Source organism: Variovorax sp. 01T432 (assembly GCF_056398605.1).
On the sequence record NZ_JBFTPS010000001.1, the window covers coordinates 38,353 to 54,976 of the forward strand.

A 16,624-nucleotide genomic window follows, 5' to 3' on the forward strand; every position below is an offset into this window, starting at 1 on the left:
GCGCACGAGGCGCTTGTCGCTTACTTGACGTGCTTGCCGATCAGCGAAGCCAGCTCGAACATCGACACTTGCGCCTTGCCGAAGATTTCCTTCAGCTTGGCATCGGCGTTGATGTTGCGCTTGTTGGCCTTGTCTTGAAGATTGTTCTTCTTGATGTAGTCCCACAGCTTGCTCACGACAGCGGTGCGCGGCAGGGGCGTTGAACCGACCACAGCGGCGAGTGCCGGGCTGGGGGTCAGCGCCTTCATGAAGGCCGCGTTGGGCGTGCGCTTCTTGGCGGGAGCCTTCTTCGCAGCGGCCTTCTTGGCGGGTGCAGCCTTCTTCGCGGGAGCTGCCTTCTTCGCAGGTGCAGCCTTCTTTGCCGGTGCAGCCGCCTTCTTGGCCGGAGCGGCCTTCTTCGCGGGAGCTTTCTTGGCCGGAGCCTTCTTTGCAGTTGCCATGGTTGATTTCCTTTTTTGGTTGGACACTTCACCAATGAAAAGCGGTGTCTCCACTGGCATTGCGGATGCTAAAGGAGAAGAAACGCGTTTCCAAGGGAAAAAGCGACTTTTTCATTGGAGGTTGTTGTTTTTTCAGAGGAGAGAACGATGTGTTTCTCCTCTGAAGGCGCCTTCGATGCTTGCTCAGCCGCGCCTCTGGGGCCAGGTCGCGAGCACCACGCCAAGCAGCGCGAGCGCGAATGCGAGCAGCTGCGCAGCCGTCAGGCTCTCACCAAGAACGAGCACGCCGACCAGTGCGGCGCTGACCGGCAGCATGACGGTGAAGACGCCGGCCTGCGAGGCCGGAACCTTCTTCAGGCCCGTCATCCAGAGCCATACCGTCCAGATGCTGGCAGCCAGGGCATAGACCACCAGCAGGCCCCAAAGCCCCATGCTGACCGCGCGGAAATCGAAGCGCAGCGCGAACCAGATGCCGAAGGGTGTCGAAAGAACGAAGCCCCAGAGGTTGATCAGCGACGAGATCCGCTTGGGGCCGAGGCGTCCCGTGAGCGACTTTCCGATCACCGCATAGGCGGCCTCGCACAGCACGGCGCAGAACACCAGCAGGTTGCCGAGCCATGGCATCGACGATGACGATGCCGGCACGTTCGCATGCACCGTTGCTTGCGCAGGCGCGAGCGCGAGCAGGCCGATGCCCAGGGCCGAACATGCGATCGCAAGCCCGATGCGCGCCGCGATGCGCTCGCGCAAGAAGAGCCAGCTGCCGATCGCAACCACTGCAGGGATCGACGCCATGATCACGCCGGCCGACACCGCACTGGTCAGGCTCACGCCGAAGAGCATGCAGATGGAGAAGAGGAAGTTGCCGAGAAAGGATTCGAGGAACACCAGTCCGCGCGTGCGCGCGCTCATTGTTGGCTCGTCTGCGGGACGCCGCAGCCAGTGCGGCATGGCGAGGGCCGCGATGCCGAAGCGCAGCCATGCAAGCAGCAGCACCGGGAAGGCGACCACGAGCGGCTTGGAGAGAGCGACGTAGCTGCCCACGAGCGACATGCTCAGGGCGAGGCAGCCATAGGCCATGAGGCGGCCCGGTGCGGGGAGGGCGGGGTTCAATAGACTGGAGGCGTTGCGAACAAAGGATTCGATGATGCCCCAATCCACCGACTCGGCCCGCCATGTATTTGTCTACGGCACCTTGCGCAGAGGCGGTCGCAACGACATCGCATGCTATTCGCCGTCGCCCGAGTACGTGGCCGACGCGTGCATCGCCGGAACGCTATATGACCTTGGCGCCTACCCTGGAGCCGCGCTGAGGGGAAGCGGCCAGGTGCTCGGTGAGATCTATCGCATCACCGCATCAGTCGAAGCACAGCTCGACGCGCTCGAGGAAGTGCTTCCGGACGACATGGGCGAATACATCAAGCGGGAGGTGCAGGTCTTGGTGGGCATTCAGCGGTTCGTGTGCCTGGTCTATGAGATCCATCCCGCTCGCATCGCCGGCAAGCCCGTGATCGCCGGTGGGGACTGGATGGCGCACCGATCAGGCTGATTTTTCATGCGCGAAGAGATCGTTCCATATTGCGAAATGAAGTCGTGCTGCGGCGCAATATTTTTTCTCAATATAAGAAAAATTATTCCGTATTGAGAAAAAAATCTGCAAGTTGTTGATTTTAATGAACAAAAAATATGTCTTATATAAGACATAAGAGTGAAGAGTCGGCTTTAAAGTGACTCCACGGTCGCAACAGCGCCCACCCCTCAATCAACAACCTTCGGAGTGACCATGCCCCAGACCCTCACAGAACAACTCAGCCGCGAACAACAGATCGCCGCGCTCGAAAAAGAGTGGGCGACGAACCCGCGCTGGAAAGGCATCAAGCGAGGCTACAGCGCAGCCGACGTGGTGCGCCTGCGCGGCTCGTTCCCGATCGAGCACACCCTGGCGCGCCGCGGCGCAGAGAAGCTTTGGGACCTCGTGAACAACGAACCCTACGTCAACTGCCTTGGTGCGCTGACGGGCGGTCAGGCGATGCAGCAGGTCAAGGCCGGCGTAAAGGCGATCTACCTGTCGGGCTGGCAAGTCGCCGCAGACAACAACAGCTATGCATCGATGTATCCCGACCAATCGCTGTATCCGGTGGATTCGGTGCCGACGGTGGTGGAACGCATCAACAACACCTTCCGCCGTGCCGATGAGATCCAGTGGTCCAAGGGTGTGAACCCCGGCGACAAGGGCTACGTTGACTACTTCGCGCCTATCGTGGCGGATGCCGAAGCAGGTTTTGGCGGCGTGCTCAACGGCTTCGAACTCATGAAGGCGATGATCAAGGCCGGCGCCGGCGGCGTGCACTTCGAAGACCAGCTCGCCTCGGTCAAGAAGTGCGGTCATATGGGTGGCAAGGTTCTCGTGCCCACGACGGAAGCTGTCCAGAAGCTGATCGCCGCTCGCATGGCTGCCGACGTTTGCGGCACGCCCACGCTCGTGATCGCCCGCACCGATGCGGAAGCGGCCGACCTCATCACCAGCGACTACGACGAGAACGACAAGCCTTTCCTCACCGGCGAGCGGACCGCCGAAGGTTTCTACAAGACGAGGAAGGGCATGGATCAGGCGATCAGCCGTGCCGTCGCCTACGCCTACTATGCCGACCTGGTGTGGTGCGAGACCGGCACGCCCGACCTCGAGTTCGCGCGCAAGTTTGCCGAAGCCGTCCACAAGGTGCACCCCGGAAAGATGCTGGCCTACAACTGCTCGCCTTCATTCAACTGGAAGAAGAACCTCGACGACGCCACCATCGCGAAGTTCCAGAAGGAACTGGGCGCCATGGGCTACAAGTACCAGTTCATCACGCTGGCGGGCATCCACTCGATGTGGTTCAACATGTTCGATCTTGCACAGGACTATGTGGCGCGCGGCATGTCAGCCTACGTCGACAAGGTGCAGGAGCCCGAGTTCGCGGCACGCGAGCGCGGCTATACCTTCGTGTCGCACCAGCAGGAAGTGGGGACCGGCTATTTCGATGAAGTGACCACCGTGATCCAGGGCGGCAAGTCGAGCGTGACGGCATTGACGGGTTCCACCGAAGAAGAGCAGTTCCACTGAACTTCGCCGGTCGATGGTTTGGGTCCCCGCGCGAGAAATCCGCGGGGATTTTTTTGTTTGCCGTGGCGCGTTCAGGTGCAACAGCCGGCTTCGGCAACTTCCGCGAGCGCGGATAGAATCCTCAGCTCCATCGACAACTCCGTCGGCACCTCCAACTCTGCAACAAGAGCGAGAAAGGCAATCTGGTTATGACACCGCGAACTACGCCGCAAGGATTGAGCGGTCTTTTCCCCGAAGGAAAAGGCCGGTAGGCCGCGCACGCTGAAGACATCCAGCACATGAACCATAGCCAAGCGCGGTCACAGACCGCGCTTTTTTGTTTTCTCGCCGAGGTTTTTTCATGATCCAGATCACGCTCCCCGACAACTCGCGCCGCGAGTTCCCTGGCCCGGTTTCGGTGGCCGACGTTGCCAAGTCCATCGGCCCCGGCCTCGCGAAGATGACCGTGGCTGGCAAGATTGACGGCCGGCTGGTCGACGCGAGCGACGTCATCGACCGCGACGCCAAGCTCCAGATCATCACGCCGAAGGACGAAGAAGGCCTTGAGATCATTCGCCACTCCACAGCCCACCTGGTTGGCCATGCAGTGAAACAGCTTTACCCGACGGCCAAGATGGTGATCGGCCCGGTTATCGAGGAGGGCTTCTATTACGACATCTCCTACGAGCGCCCCTTCACGCCCGATGACGTGGAAGCGATCGAAGCGCGCATGCGTGAACTGATCGCTCAGGACTACGACGTGATCAAGAAGATGACGCCGCGCGAGGAAGTGATCGAGGTGTTCAAGTCCCGCGGCGAAGACTACAAGCTTCGCCTGGTGGAGGACATGCCCGACGAGAAGGCCATGGGCCTCTACTATCACCAAGAGTATGTCGACATGTGCCGCGGCCCGCACGTGCCGAACACGCGTTTCCTCAAGGTCTTCAAGTTGACGAAGCTTGCGGGTGCCTACTGGCGCGGCGACGCCAAGAACGAGCAGCTGCAGCGTATCTACGGGACGGCCTGGGCGGACAAGAAACAGCTCGACGACTACATCCGACGCATCGAGGAGGCCGAGAAGCGCGACCACCGCAGACTGGGCAAGGAACTCGATCTGTTCCACATCGACGAGGCGGCGCCGGGTGTCGTGTTCTGGCATCCCAAGGGCTGGGCCATCTGGCAGGCCGTCGAGCAGTACATGCGCGGCGTCTATCGGGCCACGGAATACCAGGAAGTCAAGGGCCCGCAGATCCTCGACAAGAGCTTGTGGGAGAAGACGGGTCACTGGCAGAACTACCGCGAGAACATGTTCACGACGGAGTCGGAGAAGCGCGAGTACGCGCTCAAGCCGATGAACTGCCCGGGCCACGTACTGATCTTCAAGTCGGACCTGCGCAGCTATCGTGACCTGCCCTTGCGCTATGGCGAATTCGGCCAATGTCATCGCAACGAACCCAGCGGCGCGCTGCACGGCATCATGCGGGTTCGCGGCTTCACCCAGGATGATGGTCACATCTTCTGCACCGAAGACCAGATCCTCGAGGAGTGCATTGCCTACACGGCGCAACTGCAGAAGGTTTACGCCGACTTCGGTTTCACCGACATCCTCTACAAGGTTGCGACGCGGCCGGACAACCGGGTGGGGTCCGACGAACTGTGGGACAAAGCCGAGCATGCGGTAATGGAATCGCTTCGCCGTTCGGGTGTCGACTTCATCATTTCGCCTGGCGAAGGCGCCTTCTACGGGCCGAAGATCGAGTACACCTTGCGTGACGCGATCGGCCGCCAGTGGCAGTGCGGCACCATGCAGGTTGACTTCAATACGGCTGAGCGCCTCGGCGGCGAATACGTGACGGAGACCAGCGGGCGCGCCTACCCCGTCATGCTTCACCGCGCCATCGTCGGGAGCCTTGAGCGTTTCATCGGCATGCTCATCGAACATCACTCCGGCGCACTCCCAGCGTGGCTTGCGCCGGTGCATGTCGCGGTGCTCAATATCAGCGAAGGGCAGGCAGATTACGCGAAGCACGTTGCGAAAACGCTGCTGGATCAAGGGCTTAGAGTCCAGCTGGATCTGCACAACGAGAAGATTACGTATAAAATACGGAAGCATTCGTTGCAAAAGCTTCCTTACATCCTTGTTGTAGGTGACAAAGAGAAGGAGGCAGGTGCCGTCGCAGTGCGCGCCCGAGGCAATATTGACCTCGGTGCCATGTCGGTGGAGGCGTTTTCACAAAAGATCGCCAACGACATCCAACACAAGCTTTGAATTTGAACGGTTCAAAGGCTGATTTACCGATCAGGCTGCTTGTGGGCGTGGACTCTACGGTGTTAGCTACAATTTTTGTAGCAGTTTGATTGAAGGATCCTGACCATCGCTACTGCATTTCGCGACCGGCGCCACCGCGAGGAACGCCAACACCGCCTGAACCGGGAAATCATGGCCCCGGAAGTCCGCCTGATCGGGCCCGAGAACGAGCCGTTGGGTGTTGTGAGTCTTGCTGAGGCACTGCGCCTGGCTGGTGAACAAGACGTGGATTTGGTGGAAGTTGTCGCGGCGGCCAATCCGCCCGTCTGCCGCCTGATCGAGTACGGCAAGTTCAAGTACCACGAGCAGAAGAAGGCAGCCGAGGCGAAGTCGAAGCAGAAGGTCATTGAGGTCAAGGAAATCAAGTTCCGGCCCGGTACCGACGACGGTGACTACAACATCAAGATGCGCAACATCCGGCGCTTCCTTGAAGAAGGCGACAAATGCAAGATCACGCTGCGCTTCCGCGGTCGCGAGATTACGCACCAGGAGCTGGGTCTTGCGCTGTTGCAGCGCATTCGTGACGAACTCGGTGACCTGATCGTAGTCGAGCAGTTTCCAAAGCTCGAAGGTCGTCAGATGATCATGATGATCGCGCCCGGCCGCAGGAAGGCTGGGCCCGCGAAGCCGGCTTCGGAGCCGACGGCGGCACCAGCGGCGGCGTGAGTCGCTGTTAGCGAATCGGAGAAGAATTCGAAGGGATTTCGTCCTTGCTGGCACTTCAGGGTGCAGGCAGGGGCGGGATAAAGAAGTGTCTCGGGGCCAACAAGTTCGTGGAACATTCCGCGGCGCCTCACGAGCACAAACTAAAGGAGCATTCATATGCCCAAAATGAAGACCAAGAGCAGCGCGAAAAAACGTTTCCGCGTTCGTCCCGGTGGCACCGTCAAGCGCGGTCAAGCCTTCAAGCGTCACATCCTGACCAAGAAGACCACCAAGAACAAGCGTCACTTGCGTGGTGCAACTGCAGTTCACGAGACCAACATGGTTTCGATGGCCGCCATGTTGCCCGGCAGCGGCATCTAACCCAGACGAACAAGGAGTACACACATGCCTCGCGTCAAACGTGGTGTAACGGCTCGCGCCCGCCACAAGAAGGTTCTCGCACTCGCCAAGGGTTTCCGCGGTCGCCGCGGCAATGTCTTCCGCATCGCCAAGCAGGCGGTGATGAAGGCAGGCCAATATGCCTACCGTGACCGCCGCACCAAGAAGCGCGTGTTCCGCCAATTGTGGATCGCCCGTATCAATGCCGCTTCGCGTGAACTGGGCCTGACTTACAGCCAGTTCGCCAATGGCATCCGCAAGGCAGGTATCGAGATCGACCGCAAGGTTCTCGCCGATATCGCCGTGCACGACAAGGCCGCTTTTGCCGGCATCGTGGAGCAGGTCAAGGCCAAGCTGGCTGCTTGATCCTGCATAGCAGGTCGCCTTCCTCCGGGATGGCGGCATGCGCCCACGGCACAAGGGCTGGCGCTTGAAAGGGCTCCAGCCCTTTTTTCATCGCCGCGTCGGCCCCTTCATATTTTCACCTCGAAGAATTTCCCATGAACGAGTTGGACTCCCTGGTCGGCACCGCACGCGCCGCCTTTGCAGAAGCGAATGCCCCGGCCGAGCTCGAGAACGCCAAGGCCCGCTTCCTTGGCAAGGCCGGTCACATCACCGAACTGATGAAAGGCATGGCCGCATTGAGCGTCGACGAGAAGAAGTCGCGCGGAGCAGCCATCAATGTCGCCAAGCAGGCCATCGAAGCGGCGCTCACCGAGCGCCGCCAGCAGCTGGCCGATGATGAACTCGCTGTGCAGCTGCGGGCTGAAGCCCTGGACGTCACCTTGCCTGGCCGCCATCGCATGCCCGGCGGCCTGCATCCGGTGAGCCGCACGATGGAGCGTATCGAGACCATTTTCTCGAGCATGGGATTTGACGTCGCGGATGGCCCCGAGATCGAAAGCGACTGGCACAGCTTTACCTCGCTCAACAACCCCCCGAATCACCCCGCACGGTCGATGCAGGACACCTTCTACGTCGACATCGACGGCGAAGACGGCATTCCCTACAACCTGCGACCGCACACCAGCCCGATGCAGGTGCGTTATGCCCAGCAGCACATCAAGAAGTACGGCGCGCAGTTCGCGGCCGCCTCGGCTGACACCACGGGGACGGTCAAGGCGCCTGAAGTGCGCGTGATCGCGCCGGGCCGCACCTACCGTGTCGACAGCGACGCCACGCATTCGCCGATGTTCCATCAGTGCGAAGGCCTGTGGCTGGGTGAGAACGTGAGCTTCAAGGATCTCAAGGTCGTGTTCACCGACTTTTGCCGCACGTTCTTCGAGAGCGACGACCTGGTCCTTCGCTTTCGCCCGAGCTTCTTCCCATTCACCGAGCCGAGCGCCGAAATCGATATCCAGTTCCAGAGCGGTCCGCTGGCTGGCCGCTGGCTCGAGGTCGCGGGTTCCGGCCAGGTGCATCCGAACGTGGTGCGCAATATGGGTCTCGACCCTGAGCGTTACATCGGCTTCGCCTTCGGCATGGGGCCGGACCGGCTCACGATGCTGCGCTACGGCGTGAATGATCTGCGCCTTTTCTTCGAGGGCGATCTTCGCTTCCTGAGCCAATTCCAGTAAACAGAACGAGAACGACGAGATGCAATTCCCAGAGTCCTGGTTGCGCGAGTTCTGCAACCCGCCGCTCAGCAGCGCCGAACTGGCCGAGACGCTCACCATGGGTGGGTTGGAGGTCGAGGAGCGCCGCCCGGTCGCACCCCCATTCACCAAAGTCGTGGTCGGCGAGATCAAGGATGCGGTTCAGCACCCGAACGCGGATCGGCTGCGCGTGTGCCAGGTGGATGCTGGGCAGGGCGCCTTGCTCAATATCGTCTGCGGCGCGCCCAATGCGCGCGTCGGCATCAAGGTGCCCTTGGCGCTGGTGGGCGCCGAGTTGCCGCCAGGTGACGACGGCAAGCCCTTCCTCATCAAGCTGGGCAAGCTGCGTGGCGTGGAAAGCCAGGGCATGCTCTGCTCTGCGCGCGAACTCAAGCTCAGCGACGATCATGGTGGCTTGCTCGAACTCGCGGCGGACGCGCCGATCGGTGCGGACGTGCGCGACGTATTGAAGCTCGACGACGCACTGCTGACGCTCAAGCTCACACCCAACCTCGCGCACGGGCTGAGTGTCCATGGCATTGCCCGCGAGCTGGCCGCTTTGACCGGCGCGCCGCTTCAGGCGCCGGCGATTCCCGCCGTCAAGGCCGCACTCGCGGACAAGCTGCCCGTCAAGGTCGAAGCCCCCGAACTCTGCGGCCGATTCTCCGGCCGCATCGTTCGCGGCGTCGATACGCGGGCCGCGACACCCGCATGGATGGTCGATCGCCTCGCGCGCTGCGGCCAGCGCAGCGTGTCGCCGCTGGTCGATATCTCGAACTACGTCATGTTCGAATACGGGCAGCCGACCCACATCTTCGATCTCGACAAGATCCATGGCGGCCTCACTGTTCGTTGGGGCAAGCCGGGCGAGCAACTCAAGCTGCTCAATGGCAGCACCGTCACCGTGGACGAAAATGTCGGCGTGATTGCGGACGAGCGCGAAGTGGAATCCCTCGCCGGCATCATGGGCGGCGATGCGACGGCCGTGTCCGATGACACTCGCAATATCTACGTCGAGGCGGCGTTCTGGTGGCCCGAGGCCATCCAGGGGCGCTCGCGGCGCTTCAATTTCTCGACCGATGCAGGACATCGGTTCGAGCGCGGCGTCGACCCCAGCCGCACTGTCGCGGTCATCGAGCGCATCACGCAGTTGATCGTCGATATCTGCGGCGGCCAAGCTGCATCCATCGACGACCAGACCCTTCGCGTGCCCGAAGCCGAACCGGTCACCTTGCGCGTGGCGCGCGCCGCGCGCGTCATCGGGATGCCGCTCACGCAGGCCCAGTGCCGCGACGCCTTGCGCCGGCTCGACTTTCTCATCGAGGAAGGTCAAGGCACGCTGGTCGTCACTCCTCCGCCACATCGTTTCGATTTGCGCCTGGAGGAGGACCTGATCGAAGAGATCGCGCGTCTCGTCGGCTACAACAACCTGCCGACCACGCCGCCGCTGGCTCCGATCACTGCGCGGGTGCCTCGTGAGGCCCAGCGCAGCCGTTTTGCGGTGCGCCATCGACTCGCGGCGCTCGGCTACCAGGAGACGATCAACTTCAGTTTTGTCGAGGCGCACTGGGAGCAGGATCTCGCCGGCAATGCTCATCCGATCAAACTGCTGAACCCCATCGCGAGCCAGATGAGCGTGATGCGTTCATCGCTGATCGGCTCGCTGCTGCAGGTGCTCAAGTTCAACCTCGATCGCCGGGCGCCGCGTGTGCGTGTCTTCGAGCTGGGACGCGTGTTCTTGCGCGACGACACAGTTGTCACCACCGACAGCACCGTCAAGGGCATTCACCAGCCCATGCGCGTGGCTGGCCTGGCCTGGGGCGATGCGGAACACGCACGATGGGAAGGCAAGGTGCGGCGCGCCGATTTCTTCGACATCAAGGGTGACGTCGAGGCGTTGCTGGCGCCGCTGGTGCCGAGCTTCGAACCCACGGAACATCCCGCGCTGCATCCGGGGCGTGCCGCTCGCGTGCTGCTGGATGGTCGTGCCATCGGCGTCGTGGGCGAGCTCCATCCCCGCTGGCGCCAGAAGTGGGACTTCGCGCAGGCTCCGGTGCTGTTCGAACTCGAACTCGATGCCGTCACCGCGCGCCCGGTGCCGCTTGCCGAACCGGTGCCCAGGCACCAGGCGGTCGAGCGCGACATTGCAGTCGTGGTCGCTGAATCGGTGACGCACGACGCGCTCATGAACGCGATCCGGGCCGCGTCGGATACCAGCCTCTTGCGCGAGCTCGCTCTCTTCGACATCTATCGGCCACCGGTCACAAGCGGGGCGGCCGCCGCGCCCGGCGGCCTGGCCCCCGGCGAAAAGAGCATGGCCGTGCGCCTGAGCTTCAACAGCGAAACCGCCACACTGACCGATGAGCAGGTCGAGGCCGCGGTGCGTACGATCATTGATCAACTCGGCGCCAAGCTCGGTGCACGCCTGCGAGTATGAACGCCATGGAATTCACGCTCGAAGCCCTTGAAACGCCGGCTCTCACCAAGGCGCATCTGGCCGACCTGCTGTTCGAGCAGATCGGGTTGAACAAGCGCGAGTCCAAGGATATGGTCGAAGCCTTCTTCGACCTCATCGCCAACAGCCTGATCGAAGGCACCGACGTCAAGATCTCCGGCTTCGGCAATTTCCAGATCCGCGTCAAGGCGCCGCGGCCCGGCCGCAATCCGCGCACGGGCGAAGCCATTCCCATCGGCGAACGCCGCGTGGCGACTTTCCACGCGAGCGCGAAACTGAAGGAGCAGATGCACGGCGTCATCGGCGATGAGACGCCGCAGGAGGTCGAGTGGAGCCTTGGCGCCGAATAGTGCTTGGTGCTGCACACGAGCCTGGGGTAACCTCTAAGGTTTCGCTCGCACTGTCTTGATTTCAATGGAGAAAACGCTCCCCCCGATTCCCGTCAAACGCTACTTCACGATCGGTGAAGTCGGCGAGCTTTGCGGCGTCAAGCCGCACGTGCTGCGCTACTGGGAGCAAGAGTTCACGCAACTGCGTCCGATGAAGCGGCGCGGCAACCGGCGCTACTACCAGCACCATGAAGTGCTCATGATCCGCCGCATCCGCGACTTGCTTTATGACCAGGGCTTCACCATCAGCGGCGCGCGCAACAAGCTGCAGGAACTGGTGCAAACCGAGCGTGATCGCCGCAAGGCCGGCGAGGTCCCGCTCGAAGGGCTGGAGGCGATCGAGATCGATCGCGAGGAATTCGACGCCGCTGTCCAGGACGGCATGGACGCCTCCGAATCGGCGACCCGCACCGTCGATCTTTCGCAGTTATTGCACCTGCGGCGCGAGTTGTACGAAATTCGTGAGCTGCTGACGGCGAGTCACTGAAATCGCAAGGCTATAATTGCGGGCTTCGGTGTGTGGCGCAGCCTGGTAGCGCACTTGCATGGGGTGCAAGGGGTCGAAGGTTCGAATCCTTTCACACCGACCAACAAAACGTCCAAGGGCGTCCGGTTTCATCCACCGGGCGCCCTTTGTCATTGAGAAATCAGGCGTTTAGCCTCCGGGGCCATCCAGGGCGGTTCGTTGACTGCCAGCTCCGAACCGGGGAACATTCCGGGGAACAAACCAGGGTAAGCGTCGAAAGCCGGAGTCTTGTTCCCCGGTCTCGCTTGAAGAGCGGCGTTCCCCGGTCGGAGGTGCCCCCCATGCTGACCGAAGTCCAGTGCAAGAACGCCGTCTGCCCCCCTGACAAGAAACGCCTGCGCCTGACCGACGCGGCCGGGCTCTATCTGGAAGTCAGCCCCGCGGGGTCCAAGCGCTGGTTCTGGAAGACCTACACCGATGGCAAGGAAGGGCGTCTGGCGCTGGGCAGCTATCCCGACGTGACGCTCAAGTCCGTCCGGCTCGCCCGCGACGCCGCCAAGCGGGACCGGGCAGCCGGCATCGATCTGGTGCAGGCGCGCAGGATCGCCAGGCTCAAGAGCGCCGTGGCGACGGACGACACTTTCAAGGCGACGGCGCTGGAGTGGTACGGCAAGAATGAGGCGCGCTGGAGCAGCCACTACGCCATCCGAGAGAAGCGCAACCTGGAAAAGGATCTGTTTCCGTATTTTGCCGAGCGGCACGTCGGCGAAATCGAGCCCATCGAGTTGCTGGCCGCGCTGCGCCGCGTGGAGGACCGCGGTGCGCTGGATGTGGCCAGCAGGGTGTTGCAAACAGCGCGGGCCGTTTGGCGCTATGCCGTCGCCACGGCGCGGGCAGCGCGCGACATCACGGCCGACCTCAAGGGTGCGCTGACGCCTCACAAGAAGCGGCACTTCGCTGCCATCACCGATCCGAAGAAGGTGGGCGAGCTGATCAGGGTGATCCGGGGCTACCAGGGCGGCGTGATCGTGCGCACCGCGCTTCAGCTGGCGCCGCTACTGTTCCAGCGGCCGAACGAGCTGCGCGGCGCGGCGTGGGTCGAGATCGACCTTAATACCGCGCAGTGGACGGTGCCGGCCGCGCGTATGAAGCGGCGTATCGATGGCAAGGAGAACGGTGACCCGCACGTTGTGCCGTTGCCGACGCAGGCCGTCGAGCTCCTGCGCAACCTGCACTCCGTCACCGGCCATGGCGTGCTGGTATTCCCCGGCGAACGCAGTCATGACCGCCCCATCAGCGACAACACACTGCGCGCGGCGCTGCTAACCTTGGGCTACGGCCCAACGGTCCAGACCGTTCACGGCTTCCGGGCCACGGCGCGCACGCTGCTGGCGGAAGTGCTAGAGGTCGATCCGCTGGTGATCGAGGCCCAGCTCGCCCATGCAGTGAAGGACCCCAACGGGCGGGCCTACAACCGAACGCAGTACGTGAAGCAGCGTATCGTCATGATGCAGCGGTGGGCCGACTACCTGGACAAGCTGGCCACTGGGAATGTGACGCGACTGAGCAAGAGGGCCGCCTGATCAGGAGCTTGCGCGCTGGATAGGGCAGGCCAGCAAGTCCGGTGCCGACCGCTGGCTAGAATGCACGTTCAGGCGCCCGCCGTACTTGCACGCGAGTAGAAACAGGCAAGCTGTCGGCGCCGCCCTTCCAGGCCAGCACCGGAAGCTCACCTCGCCCGAGCGGCATCTGCAAGCTCGGGCTCTTGCTTTGCCTTTTCAAGCCCACGGAGCCAGCAGCAGATGAGGCCGAGGTCGGGGGCCGGCCCAAAGCGTTTCCAACTGGCTCCCGTGAGATCAGGCAGATCGGCGGCGCTACGTTGCAGGATCATGTACTTCCCCTCCTCAAATTTGTTCGGTCGATTGGGGACGAGGTGCTGATGCTCGCGTGATGGATTGGGCACTTGGCGCCAAGACAAACCCCAATGAGACGCGCACAGGGCGCGGTCCTTGAGGATCCGATTGCCTTTCGTTCAGGGGCAGGTCGGCGTCATGGGCTGACGACGGAATGGGGCGTTATGAGGGTCCGCAGAGCGTCAGCTTTTGGGTGCTTCACGCACGCAGCTTCGAATGCACCGCTCGTAGCGATGCGAACTTCCCGCGCCAATTCGACTGCCTTTTGATCGGCCGCATCGCCTTGGCAGGTTACCGCAAAGAGCATGCAAGCCGCTTCGACGGCAGCTGCCGCTCCTCAGCTGGCGCCAAATGCGCGACAGCGCGTGATGTTGATGCATTGGGAAGTTCCAGACTAACGCGCTATTCTTGACTTGACTGCCTTCTTCGCTGCGACAGGCGGGTCGAAGCCGAGGCCGCCTCGCAGGAATTTCAGATAGGTTTTTGCCACCCATTCCGGCAGCCGACCGTCCTCACCGCCATCTGCCTTCACGAACTTCAGGTAGAGATAGAAGCGCACCGCCATCAGCATATAGACGAGCACCTCGAGTTCTCGCGATGAATAGCCGGTCAGCTCGCCGTTGTCCTTTGTGCGCTTCAGCGACTTGAGGTACCGGTCGGCGGTACTGTTGAAATGCTTCTCGAAACCCACGGTGGCAGCGAATTCCGCCTCGTTCAGCGTCCGGTAGAACCCGGGGTTGCGCCCCAGGTATTCGAAAGCTGCGCGAAAGCTGCGCTCTTCCACTTCGAAGCCATCCCGCGCGCCAGAGACGCGTTGGCGAATGAAAAGCGAGAGCTCTTCGCCGACGAAGGGGAGCACCGCGTCGAGCATGTCCTGCCGGTTATCGAAATACAGATAGAAGGTCCCGTGCGCGAGACCCGCCTCCCGCGTGATCCGCGCGATGCTCGCTTGCTGGTAGCCAACTTCACCCACGACCTTTGCGGCTGCGCGCAACAGGGCATTCCGGTTCTCAATGGCTTTCTCGGCGCGCGGGACCTTGCGACGCTTCGGAGGGCCTGCGCGGGTCGGATCGCCTGAACCAGCCGGTTCCGATGCGGCTGCCTGCCGGCCGTTTCGCTCCACTTTCGCCATGTCGATCCTCACTCGTCAAATGTTCAGCAACCCGGCTGCCGCCAGTCCGCCGTCGACCGTCAACACTTCGCCTGTAATGTACGAGGCGGCTGGCGATGCGAGAAAAGCCACGGCTGCCGCGACCTCGACCACGTCGCCGTACCGGCCGCTCGGCACGCCCCGGATGAAAGCGGCGCGCGCCTGTGCCGTATGGAACCGCTTGACCAGCGGCGTGTCGATCGGGCCTGGCGCTACTGCGTTCACTCGGATGCGGTGGACGGCGAGTTCCACTGCCATCTGCCGAGTGAGCGCGATCGCGGCTGCCTTCGAAGTCCCGTAGGCGGTGCGGCCGGGGCTCGCGCGCAGGCCCGCCACCGACGCCAGGTTGACGATGCTGCCGCCGCGGCCGCAATCTACCATGAGCCGCGCCGCGTGCTGGCCGCAAAGCAGCGTGCCGGTGACGTTCACGGCTAGCACGTGTTCCCAGTCGGCAAGCGGGTAGTCGAGAAATTCGTGGCGTGTGGCGATGCCTGCACTGTTGACGAGCACGTCGCAGCGTTTGAACTGCTGGCGCACGCGCGCAAAGCCGGCTTCGATCGACGCAGGTACCGCGACATCCATCCCTAGCGCGACAGCAACGCCGCCGCTTTCCGCAAGCTTCGCGGCCGATGCCTGTGCGGCTTTCGCATCGAGGTCGGCCACAGCCACCGCATAGCCCGCGTTCGCGAGCTGCTCGCAGACGGCCATGCCGATACCACCGGCCGCACCCGTGACAACTGCAACAGGCCTGTCGTTCATAAATGACTTTCCATTCAAACCGCTCGTCACAATTTTCAGGGTGTACCGTGTTTTCCCTAACGAAATGGTATCGCCAAAAAATGATTCGTCAATCATAATTCGCTCCATCATCTCAGGAGATCGCCTGCCATGCTGGCGCAGCAACTTGTGAACGGCCTTGTGCTCGGCAGCGTCTACGCGCTGTTCGCTCTCGGCTTCACACTCGTGTTCGGCGTATTGCACATCCTCAACCTGGCGCACGGTGCCGTCTTCATGTGGGGCGCTTATGCGGGACTCTTCGCCATCACCGAATTCAAGCTGCCATTGCCGGCCGCCTTCGTGTTTGCGATGCTGGTAGGCGGGCTCCTGTCGGTGCTTGTGGACCACGTGGCATTCCGCGCGCTGCGCAAGCGGGAGGCGCCGGAGTTCTCCGCCATCATTTCTTCCATTGGCGCGTCGCTCATCCTGCTCAGCATCGCGCAGCAGGTTTCGAAGACGCAGATCACCCGCTTTCCCTTCGGCACGATTGACGTGCAACTGTTCGAGGTGGCGGGTTTGCGGATCACCTCGCTGCAGCTACTGGTTCTTGGCGCAGTCAGCGTGATGGTCGTTTTCCTGGTGCTATGGCTGCAGCGCTCCAGCGCCGGCCGCCAGCTGCGGGCAGTCGCGCTTTCGCGGCATACAGCGTCGCTGCTGGGCGTGAACACGCGGGCCGTGTACTTCCAGACGTTCTTCATTGCCGGTGCGCTGGCGGCGGCGGGCGGCGTGCTGATCGGGCTGCTCTACAACTCGGTTCATTTCCTGATGGGCGAACCTTTCATGCTGCGCGCGTTCGTGGTGATCGTCGCCGGCGGCTTGGGCAGCGTGCGCGGTGCGGTGGTTGCAGGGTTGCTGCTCGGCATGGTGCAGACGCTGACCATCGCCTACTTCTCCACGGCGCTTGCCGACGCACTTATCTTCTCGCTGCTATTCGCGCTGCTCCTGTTCCGTCCCCAAGGCATGTTTCCCGGCCTCCACCGCGTGCAAGCGATCGGGAGGCGTTGA

At 62.3% G+C, this 16,624-nt stretch carries 16 protein-coding genes and 1 tRNA gene; 13 read left to right on the forward strand and 4 right to left on the reverse strand.

Annotated features, from left to right (window positions below; genetic code table 11):
* Positions 1 to 20: 20 nt before the first annotated feature.
* A complete protein-coding gene (locus AC1DNF_RS00205) occupies positions 21 to 440 on the reverse strand; it encodes an SWIB/MDM2 domain-containing protein (RefSeq protein ID WP_478146516.1) in 420 nt (139 codons plus the stop codon).
* 183 nt (positions 441 to 623) lie between these two features.
* Positions 624 to 1,553, reverse strand: a complete 930-nt coding sequence (locus tag AC1DNF_RS00210; RefSeq protein WP_478146517.1) for a DMT family transporter — start codon at positions 1,551 to 1,553, stop codon at positions 624 to 626.
* Positions 1,554 to 1,587: 34 nt separating this feature from the next.
* Here AC1DNF_RS00210 and AC1DNF_RS00215 point away from each other — a divergent pair, with 34 nt between their 5' ends.
* From AC1DNF_RS00215 to AC1DNF_RS00270, 12 genes are all read left to right on the forward strand, one after another.
* Complete coding sequence (locus AC1DNF_RS00215) at positions 1,588 to 1,989, forward strand: gamma-glutamylcyclotransferase family protein (RefSeq protein WP_478146518.1); 402 nt, start codon at positions 1,588 to 1,590, stop codon at positions 1,987 to 1,989.
* A 234-nt stretch (positions 1,990 to 2,223) separates the two neighbouring features.
* The gene (gene aceA, locus AC1DNF_RS00220; RefSeq protein WP_478146519.1) at positions 2,224 to 3,543 is read left to right on the forward strand and encodes an isocitrate lyase; all 1,320 of its coding nucleotides are present in this window, start codon (positions 2,224 to 2,226) and stop codon (positions 3,541 to 3,543) included.
* A gap of 340 nt (positions 3,544 to 3,883) precedes the next feature.
* Positions 3,884 to 5,791 carry a threonine--tRNA ligase gene (gene thrS, locus AC1DNF_RS00225; RefSeq protein WP_478146520.1) on the forward strand — a complete coding sequence of 636 codons (1,908 nt, stop codon included), beginning with the start codon at positions 3,884 to 3,886 and terminating at the stop codon, positions 5,789 to 5,791.
* Positions 5,792 to 5,887: 96 nt separating this feature from the next.
* Positions 5,888 to 6,496, forward strand: a complete 609-nt coding sequence (gene infC / locus AC1DNF_RS00230) for a translation initiation factor IF-3 (RefSeq protein ID WP_478146770.1) — start codon at positions 5,888 to 5,890, stop codon at positions 6,494 to 6,496.
* A gap of 156 nt (positions 6,497 to 6,652) precedes the next feature.
* Positions 6,653 to 6,856, forward strand: a complete 204-nt coding sequence (gene rpmI, locus AC1DNF_RS00235; RefSeq protein ID WP_028253491.1) for a 50S ribosomal protein L35 — start codon at positions 6,653 to 6,655, stop codon at positions 6,854 to 6,856.
* A gap of 24 nt (positions 6,857 to 6,880) precedes the next feature.
* The gene (gene rplT, locus AC1DNF_RS00240) at positions 6,881 to 7,240 is read left to right on the forward strand and encodes a 50S ribosomal protein L20 (protein ID WP_028253492.1); all 360 of its coding nucleotides are present in this window, start codon (positions 6,881 to 6,883) and stop codon (positions 7,238 to 7,240) included.
* A gap of 134 nt (positions 7,241 to 7,374) precedes the next feature.
* Positions 7,375 to 8,451 (forward strand): phenylalanine--tRNA ligase subunit alpha, encoded by a 1,077-nt coding sequence (gene pheS / locus AC1DNF_RS00245; protein WP_478146521.1) that lies wholly within the window; start codon positions 7,375 to 7,377, stop codon positions 8,449 to 8,451.
* A 19-nt stretch (positions 8,452 to 8,470) separates the two neighbouring features.
* Entirely contained in the window at positions 8,471 to 10,906 is a 2,436-nt protein-coding gene (gene pheT / locus AC1DNF_RS00250) for a phenylalanine--tRNA ligase subunit beta (RefSeq protein WP_478146522.1), read from the forward strand.
* On the forward strand, positions 10,903 to 11,274 hold the full coding sequence (locus AC1DNF_RS00255) for an integration host factor subunit alpha (RefSeq protein ID WP_478146523.1): 372 nt from the start codon (positions 10,903 to 10,905) through the stop codon (positions 11,272 to 11,274). The genes pheT and AC1DNF_RS00255 overlap by 4 nt, the downstream gene beginning before the upstream one ends.
* Before the next feature lie 64 nt (positions 11,275 to 11,338).
* A complete protein-coding gene (locus tag AC1DNF_RS00260) occupies positions 11,339 to 11,800 on the forward strand; it encodes a MerR family transcriptional regulator (RefSeq protein ID WP_478146524.1) in 462 nt (153 codons plus the stop codon).
* Positions 11,801 to 11,826: 26 nt separating this feature from the next.
* A tRNA-Pro gene (locus AC1DNF_RS00265) sits at positions 11,827 to 11,903 on the forward strand.
* A 217-nt stretch (positions 11,904 to 12,120) separates the two neighbouring features.
* Positions 12,121 to 13,362 (forward strand): tyrosine-type recombinase/integrase, encoded by a 1,242-nt coding sequence (locus AC1DNF_RS00270; protein WP_478146525.1) that lies wholly within the window; start codon positions 12,121 to 12,123, stop codon positions 13,360 to 13,362.
* Between the two features lie 724 nt (positions 13,363 to 14,086).
* On the opposite strand, the gene AC1DNF_RS00275 is transcribed toward AC1DNF_RS00270, so the two are convergent.
* Positions 14,087 to 14,824 carry a TetR/AcrR family transcriptional regulator gene (locus AC1DNF_RS00275; RefSeq protein ID WP_478146526.1) on the reverse strand — a complete coding sequence of 246 codons (738 nt, stop codon included), beginning with the start codon at positions 14,822 to 14,824 and terminating at the stop codon, positions 14,087 to 14,089.
* Between the two features lie 15 nt (positions 14,825 to 14,839).
* Positions 14,840 to 15,697 carry an SDR family NAD(P)-dependent oxidoreductase gene (locus AC1DNF_RS00280; protein WP_478146527.1) on the reverse strand — a complete coding sequence of 286 codons (858 nt, stop codon included), beginning with the start codon at positions 15,695 to 15,697 and terminating at the stop codon, positions 14,840 to 14,842.
* A 33-nt stretch (positions 15,698 to 15,730) separates the two neighbouring features.
* On the opposite strand from AC1DNF_RS00280, the gene AC1DNF_RS00285 reads away from it, so the two are divergent.
* On the forward strand, positions 15,731 to 16,624 hold the full coding sequence (locus AC1DNF_RS00285) for a branched-chain amino acid ABC transporter permease (RefSeq protein WP_478146528.1): 894 nt from the start codon (positions 15,731 to 15,733) through the stop codon (positions 16,622 to 16,624).

Bases quoted from the DNA above. Each gene is read 5' to 3' on its own strand.
- AC1DNF_RS00205 (WP_478146516.1), bottom strand. From the start codon at position 440: ATGGCAACTGCAAAGAAGGCTCCGGCCAAGAAAGCTCCCGCGAAGAAG.
- AC1DNF_RS00215 (WP_478146518.1), top strand. From the start codon at position 1,588: ATGCCCCAATCCACCGACTCGGCCCGCCATGTATTTGTCTACGGCACC.
- aceA (WP_478146519.1), top strand. From the start codon at position 2,224: ATGCCCCAGACCCTCACAGAACAACTCAGCCGCGAACAACAGATCGCC.
- thrS (WP_478146520.1), top strand. From the start codon at position 3,884: ATGATCCAGATCACGCTCCCCGACAACTCGCGCCGCGAGTTCCCTGGC.
- rpmI (WP_028253491.1), top strand. From the start codon at position 6,653: ATGCCCAAAATGAAGACCAAGAGCAGCGCGAAAAAACGTTTCCGCGTT.
- rplT (WP_028253492.1), top strand. From the start codon at position 6,881: ATGCCTCGCGTCAAACGTGGTGTAACGGCTCGCGCCCGCCACAAGAAG.
- pheS (WP_478146521.1), top strand. From the start codon at position 7,375: ATGAACGAGTTGGACTCCCTGGTCGGCACCGCACGCGCCGCCTTTGCA.
- pheT (WP_478146522.1), top strand. From the start codon at position 8,471: ATGCAATTCCCAGAGTCCTGGTTGCGCGAGTTCTGCAACCCGCCGCTC.
- AC1DNF_RS00255 (WP_478146523.1), top strand. From the start codon at position 10,903: ATGAACGCCATGGAATTCACGCTCGAAGCCCTTGAAACGCCGGCTCTC.
- AC1DNF_RS00260 (WP_478146524.1), top strand. From the start codon at position 11,339: ATGGAGAAAACGCTCCCCCCGATTCCCGTCAAACGCTACTTCACGATC.
- AC1DNF_RS00270 (WP_478146525.1), top strand. From the start codon at position 12,121: ATGCTGACCGAAGTCCAGTGCAAGAACGCCGTCTGCCCCCCTGACAAG.
- AC1DNF_RS00275 (WP_478146526.1), bottom strand. From the start codon at position 14,824: ATGGCGAAAGTGGAGCGAAACGGCCGGCAGGCAGCCGCATCGGAACCG.
- AC1DNF_RS00280 (WP_478146527.1), bottom strand. From the start codon at position 15,697: ATGATTGACGAATCATTTTTTGGCGATACCATTTCGTTAGGGAAAACA.
- AC1DNF_RS00285 (WP_478146528.1), top strand. From the start codon at position 15,731: ATGCTGGCGCAGCAACTTGTGAACGGCCTTGTGCTCGGCAGCGTCTAC.